The sequence below is a fragment of the Aeromonas sp. 9A genome (assembly GCF_963900955.1).
Taxonomy (GTDB): domain Bacteria; phylum Pseudomonadota; class Gammaproteobacteria; order Enterobacterales; family Aeromonadaceae; genus Aeromonas; species Aeromonas salmonicida.
The window spans coordinates 1-6,524 of the sequence record NZ_CAWRFG010000010.1; the positions used below are offsets into that span (position 1 = coordinate 1).

The window sequence follows — 6,524 nt, forward strand, 5'->3', positions numbered from 1 at the left end:
GTATAAGATTGAAAATTATCTATTAAATAGAGATCAGAGATTTAGTTGCTTACTTGATAGAAATATTGTTTCATATCTCATTGATCTGGTGAAAGGTATCGAGTTGCAACCAGATTCTGAACGCAATAAATGCCATAGACTTGCCGCTGCATTACAAGCTTTCTTTAACGCTGCAGATATTAAATCTGAACCGGGCCTTTCATATCATGAGTATATTGAAAATGCCTCAATAGAGAAGGCGGATAAAGAGTTGAGTTTTTTTCGATCTGCGGATAACTTGAATGCAAATATTTATCTTGATATCGCATTAGAAAAAATCCATTCAATTCCTAGTGATCTAGTCCCAAAATTTGATTCTGGAGAGTTATTGAATTTTGATCCTGAGTACCGCGTAAAAGAATTTGAGTTTAACATTGTCGTAATTAAAAAAGGTTTAAGCATTCGTTCAAAATGCACAAGTGATTACGAGGCAATGATATTGTTGTTAGAGTGGATGTTTGAGGAATATGTATTTTGCATACCAGCATTTTATTTTATGGCGATATATTTTAGTCGTCATAGGATACCAAAGATGATTAAGTCTAATTCTTTGAAAAGTGTTAGAAATGCAGCTTGGGATTTAGCATTATTACAGCACTGGATATCATTGGTTAATAATGATAGAGAGCAGATCTGGTTGTTGGCAAGTATGGATAAAGCTATCGCTAAAACTGCAAATCTTATGCTTACTCGTTCAACAGAAAGTTCAGATGACTACCTAGATAGGATTGAGAACACATTTTCTTCTATGTGGGGTAAGAAATTCGGTCATGGGCGTAAACTATTTCAAAGATTTCTCTACTGGCAAAAAAATATAGATAGTCCGTTGAGAAGATTTAACCACCCTGAAAATAGAACTTCTGAGTATATGTTGGCAGTGAGAGCGTCGGTACATGATGAATATATGCGTATGTTAGTTGTCTAGACCGTAGGTTCGATTAGCAGATGGGCATAATCGGACGCTCGTGGTGAAATTCCATGTCAATGCGGCAATAACGTCACGACCGATGCCAGTTCGAGAGTGAGTTTTTTGGGGGAAGTGCGAAGTGGCAATCAGAGAGGGTTTTGGTGAGTTAGAGAGACATATTAGAGAAAGACTGCGAACGTCCGATTACGCTTCGCTAATCAAATCTTCGGCCTTTGTCAGAAGGACATAATAAAGATGAATTGGATGCCAGGTAATACTAAGCAGGGTACATTTACCATTGTGGTTGCTATCCTGTTATTAGTATGTGCCCGAGTTGGATTTTATATAAATAACCCCGCGGAGTATTTTTCGACTAATCTTTTGCCGGAACTAACCGGAATGCTAATTGAATTATGCATTATACTTTTCATTGTTGATCGTTGGCAAGAGCAAAACAGAGTTCAACTTTTAATCATCAAAGAGAAACGCCTAAGAGAGTATCTGATTTTTTTCTTACGGCACGGGTTTAAAACATTGCCCCGTAAGTACCGTGTTGGTAATTTTTATGGTGAAGAGCATGAACAGAACATTGAGTACCTAGATAGTCTATTTGATTTTATTAAGGATGGTGGATTGGCTACACAAGAAATTGATGCCATTCGTGGTCAATGTGATATTGATTTAAATACATTTGGAAACTTGCTTCCGGTTGCGTCGGAGTTAACGGATGATCATTTCAAGGCATGGTCTCGAATTATTTATTTTATGGTGCGCATATCAAAAGGGTTAGGTGATGATGTAGAAAGTATTAAGTATATAATCATAAATATTAAGAGGTATGAGAGCGCATCCCATGCAAGTGGCATATATGTTGGTTCGGAGAATGTGTGAAAATATTAAAAATGATTCTTGGTGTGTGGTGCTTAATATTTTTTGAGTCCTTATTTGCAATGTAGTAGGCCTGCCAGTAGTTGTTAATATTTAGGATCGTTTAACTGCAAATACTATAGCTCGTAGGTTCGATTAGCCGGTAGGCGTAATCGGACGATCGCGGTGACACTCCCCGCCAATGTGGCAAGTACGTCCCGACCTGTGTCAGCTAGAGAGTGAATGTCGGGGCGCAGAAGTGGCCATATGAGCGTTTTGGCGAGTTAAAAGAAAGGCCGCGAACGTCCGATTACGCTTCGCTAATCGAACCTACGGTGCTGAGTTAGCTGACAGAATACGGGTGGTATTCAAACCAAAAGTTGTGCAGCCCCTGCCGAAAGCCATGTTTACGGCAAAAAATCAGGGAGCCATAGCTCCCTAATCGCGACACACGGGGTAATAAATCAGCCGATGGCTGGCGTTTGTTGCCAGTTGGCTTGCTGCGGACGGCCTTGAGATCGGCGCTGATAGCGCCAGGCCAGCAGTAGCGGCATACCGAGCAGCAGCTGGGCGGCCAGCGGGATCTCCTCGATGGGGGCGGCCAGTGCACCTTCCGGAATAATGCCCCCCTCAATTTCGGCCGCCAGTTTGAGCTCCAGCGCATTGCCAAAGTCGGCGAAGGTGGTGGCATTGATCACAAACGCATCCTGACCGCCCGCCACGTTCTCCACATACCACTCTTGCAGTACCCCATCGGCATAGTCCTGACCTATGGTGATGCCGTTGATGGTATCGATGCCGGAGGCGAGCAGTTGATCCCGCACGGTGGCGGTATCCAGCCCTGCGTTCTGGATCCCGTCACCCGACACATCCATCACCTGGCGGGCGGCGGTGAAGTCGTTGGTATCAAATTGCAAGCCACCAAAGGCCATGGCCGAACCGGGGGCCGTCATCCCCGCATAGGGGCGTACCAGGGCATCCAGGGTGGCGGCGAAGTTGTTGATGGAGGTCATGTCGTAGAGGTGGAACCAGTCAGTCATCACGCTCTGCTGGGTCGAGCCGCTCCACATGATCATCTGCACGGCGATGGAGCCCAGCTTACCGCCGCTGGTGTCGAGGATGGCGCTTTGTACCTCCTGACTGTAAAAGGCGTCCACATAGCCCTGTAACTGCAAATTGAATTCCGATGAACTGACGCTGCCCGACACATCCATCAGCAGTTGCAGTTCGGTATCGACTTCGGTCAAGGCGTATGCGGGGGAGGTTACCAACAACATCCCCAGCAGCCCTGCCAACGGTTTGAGTTTCATTGCTCACTCCTTCTCCCTGGCGCTAGTGCCAGAAGGGGGAATGAATAAAGCGTGCCAGCTTTGTTGCATCCTCTGACTTGGCTTGGTCCGGGTGAGAGCGGGCAGGCATGGAACTTGCGAGAACTTGCGTCAGCGGTCAAAAGCGCTGATAACCGGCAGGAGTTGCGATGGAGATCCGTCCCTGGCAGTGGGCACCCAACTGGCTGCTACTTGGTTTGGCCAATCAGTGGGGCATGGTATGGCTCAATATGGGTCACTTCAACCTGCTGGTGGTGTTGCTGATTGCTATCTGGTGGCAAATTGCATCGCGGGTTGCACCGAGCTGGCGTCCGCATCCACTGGCGCTCGCCCTCTTTATCCTGCTGATCCTGATCCCCAGCGCCAGTTGCAAGGCGCTGGCCTGTCTGCTGTTGGTGGCCTCGCTATGGCGCCGTCATCAGAGTGGCGATGAGCGGGCGGTGTTGCAGATTGTGCTCGCCTTTACCGTGGCGGTGTTGTGGGGGCAGCAGGTGTTTGCCCTGCTCTCCGGCCCTGTGCTGGCGCTCGATGCCTGGGGGGTGGGCCAGTGGCTGCAACTGCTGGGGTGGGACATTCGGCTGGATGGTAATCGCATCGAACGACTGGGGGGCCACGCCCTCATCGTGCTCAAGGGGTGCTCCTCGTTTTCTCAACTCTATCTGGTGGTGCTCTCCTGGCTGGTCTCCTGCTGCTGGCTGGCGCCGGAGCGCCCCCTGTACCGACAGTTGCCCATGTTGCTATTAGTCTGCCTGCTCTATATCGGGGCCAATCAGTTACGGCTGGTGTTGATGAGCCTGGATCTGCGCTGGTATGAGTGGCTGCACACCGGCAGTTGGGCACAGCTCTACCAGTGGGCCATCATGCTGCTGGTGATGACGCTTCTTTTCGTCAGGGGGCGCCATGATGCAGCTCTCTAGGAGATACCTGCTGCTGGCGCTATCAGAACCGGCAGCTGGTAATGATGACAATGCGGTTTATCAGGGGGCGCCATGATGCAACTCTCCAGGGGATATCTGCTGCTGTTGCTGGTGGCGCTGCTCAGTGCTGTCGCCATGGGCTGGCGTTATCAGAACCGGGTGGTCAATGAAGGGGCCAAACCCATGCTGATGGAGCTGGTCCAGCTGGGGTGGCGCTTGCGACTGGCCACGCCGGTATTGGGCGGCACCTATGTCAGCTATCAGCTGGCCCATCCCCGCTGTGATGGCCTGTTGCAGGCCATGTTGGTGGCACCTGATAGCGAGGCGATGTCTGTGACGCTGGCGGGTGCCGGGATGAGTCAGGGGGTGATGTTTTTAGGCGAGCTGCACCAGCGCCCGCCGCTGCTCTCTTACCGCCTCACCCAGGGTTGGCGCAAATTGTGGGGACTGGCTCCTTATCCGCTCTATCGGGTGGCCTTGCCGACCTCCTGCCTTGGCCTTATTGCACCGCCGATGGGGTGACAGGCGACTGTGTTCCGCTTGGCAGAATGCGGATCAGCAAGGTATTGGGGGCCAGCATGGGGTCATAGCGGGGCTCCAGCTCAATGGCGCGAGACCCCAGCAAGCGGGTCAGGGCCGTCAGCCGTGCGCTCGCCATCCGCGCACTCTCCAGCATGTCTGTTTGCAGTCCGGGGCCGCTCACCAGCGCAATCTGGGCCGGGTCCTTGCGTCCCAAAAACTGATGCAGCAGCTGCTCCTGATCGGCCGCAAGTTGCGTCTCCTCTTGCTGGTATTGCAGTTGCAGCTGGGGCTGTTCGGCCAGCTGCTGATCCCGTAATTGGTTGAGGATCGGCAGGGTCTCATTGACCGGCTCCTGACGGGCGCAACCGGTGAGGATCAGCAGCGGCAGCATAAAGGGCAACAGACGGCGCAGAGCGCTGTCTTTGGCTGTGGAGTGGGGAGTCTGGTTGGCCATACGCAGTCACTTCAGGAGGAGGAGTTAGCACCAGTTTGCAATGTTTTCAATTGCTTGGCCAGTTGTTCAATCTCGCGGCGCCACTGGATCCAGGTGGCAGAGGGCAATTGTTCTGCCACCTGCCAGCGGGTCGGCAGTTGTTCGTGCAGGCGTTCCAGCAGCAGGGCGGCTTCCACCTGATAGCGGGCCTCCTGCTCCAGCCAGGCGAGCCAGCGCAGATCTTCGATGGCTTGCTGCAACAGCAGCAGATCGTGAGAGAGGCGGTGCGCCTCGCAGGCTTGTGGGCCGAGCAGCATAAAGTCGCTCTCCCGCCCGTCGGTGGGGTCATAGGGCAGGGCGGTGGGCATGCGGCCATGCCACTGCAAATAGCCTTCGGCGCCGCTTTGCCACAGATAGAACCCGGCGGCTCTCGGGGTGCCCAGATTGTAAAACCAGGGGGTGACCTTGTGCTGGCGTACCCGCGCCACATCGGCCTTGTCGGCGCCAAAGCCTGCGTTGATCAAGGCAATCTCCACCTCTGCCAGCAGACCAGCCTGACCCGGATGATTGAAGTGACCTGCGCGGAGCACCGCCGGATCCCGCCGTTTCATCTCCCGCGCCAGGCTGGTAATGGCGGGCAGAGTGGCAAGATCCGGCTCATCAAACAGGCTCCATGCCAGCGGGGGCAAGCCGCTGGCGGTCAGCCCCTGTTGCCGCGCTTGCCACTGATCAAGCTGGCTGGCAGGGTCGCCCCCCCAGCGTTTGAGCGGGGTATAGGCCAGCAGGGGGGGCACAAAGCCGAGCCCGGCCGCTTCTCCCATGATCTCCCGCATCCCTGCTTCATCTTGTGGCAGGGCGGGCGAGAGGCCGCTGATCCCCAGCTTGGCGAGCCGCTCCAGATCGCAGCGACTGGCCGTGGCGATCTGCTCTTTTAGCGCCTCGGGGTTTGGGCTTAGCCAGTTCAGATAGGGGGGCGCTTCGACATAGATGCCGACCGGCTTGCTGGCCGCGGGCAGGGTCAACGGCAGCACCTCGATAGTCAGTGGCAGCTGCACCAGTTGCTGTTGGCTGAGCAGCTGAATATTGCCGAGATAGTGACCGGCAGGCGCATCGCGAGGGACGGTGATCTGCAGCACCAGACGCCGTGGCACCCCTGCCAGTAGGGTGAGCCCGGCGATCCCCTCGACCAGCTCCTGATCCGAGGGGGCCAACAGGGTGCCGCTCGCCTGCGGGCGAACCAGATGCCACTTGCCGTAATAGGGGATCAGCGCCAGCGGTGATCCTGCCTGTTCGGGGGGCTGGATCACCAGCAAGGGGGCCGGATCGTCGGTGGCGGCGTGTATGGCAAACTCCAGCAACAGCTGGCTGCCACGGGCCGCCAGCACCGGTTGTGAAGCCTGCTGCAACGCATCGGCCGCAGATAGCGGGGCGATCTGCAGGGTTGGGGCGGCATCTGTAATCGGCGTGAGGCTCAGTTGCTGCGAAGCAGGGGCTGGGGTTGGGGAATAGGG

General features: G+C 54.0%; 6 protein-coding genes and 1 pseudogene. 4 read left to right on the forward strand and 3 right to left on the reverse strand.

The window, feature by feature from the left end; translation table 11 throughout:
• Nucleotides 1-964: hypothetical protein (locus AACX78_RS22030; RefSeq protein ID WP_159167610.1), on the forward strand; the 964-nt coding region annotated here is incomplete at its 5' end.
• Between the two features lie 237 nt (nucleotides 965-1,201).
• Entirely contained in the window at nucleotides 1,202-1,837 is a 636-nt protein-coding gene (locus AACX78_RS22035; RefSeq protein WP_159163473.1) for a hypothetical protein, read from the forward strand.
• A gap of 440 nt (nucleotides 1,838-2,277) precedes the next feature.
• Here the strand turns inward: AACX78_RS22035 and AACX78_RS22040 are convergent, their stop codons facing one another.
• Entirely contained in the window at nucleotides 2,278-3,123 is an 846-nt protein-coding gene (locus tag AACX78_RS22040; RefSeq protein ID WP_159167611.1) for a DUF1194 domain-containing protein, read from the reverse strand.
• Nucleotides 3,124-3,290: 167 nt separating this feature from the next.
• On the opposite strand from AACX78_RS22040, the gene AACX78_RS22045 reads away from it, so the two are divergent.
• Together AACX78_RS22045 and AACX78_RS22050 are read left to right on the forward strand one after the other, a co-directional pair.
• Nucleotides 3,291-4,058: a hypothetical protein gene (locus AACX78_RS22045; protein WP_159167612.1), complete on the forward strand. Its 768-nt coding sequence runs from the start codon at nucleotides 3,291-3,293 to the stop codon at nucleotides 4,056-4,058.
• A 72-nt stretch (nucleotides 4,059-4,130) separates the two neighbouring features.
• The gene (locus tag AACX78_RS22050) at nucleotides 4,131-4,580 is read left to right on the forward strand and encodes a hypothetical protein (protein WP_407704541.1); all 450 of its coding nucleotides are present in this window, start codon (nucleotides 4,131-4,133) and stop codon (nucleotides 4,578-4,580) included.
• On the opposite strand, the gene AACX78_RS22055 is transcribed toward AACX78_RS22050, so the two are convergent.
• On the reverse strand, nucleotides 4,558-5,034 hold the full coding sequence (locus AACX78_RS22055) for a hypothetical protein (protein WP_159167613.1): 477 nt from the start codon (nucleotides 5,032-5,034) through the stop codon (nucleotides 4,558-4,560). The two genes, AACX78_RS22050 and AACX78_RS22055, sit on opposite strands and share 23 nt — an antisense overlap.
• A gap of 11 nt (nucleotides 5,035-5,045) precedes the next feature.
• Nucleotides 5,046-6,524 (reverse strand): annotated as a pseudogene (locus AACX78_RS22060) (hypothetical protein); the annotation flags it as partial.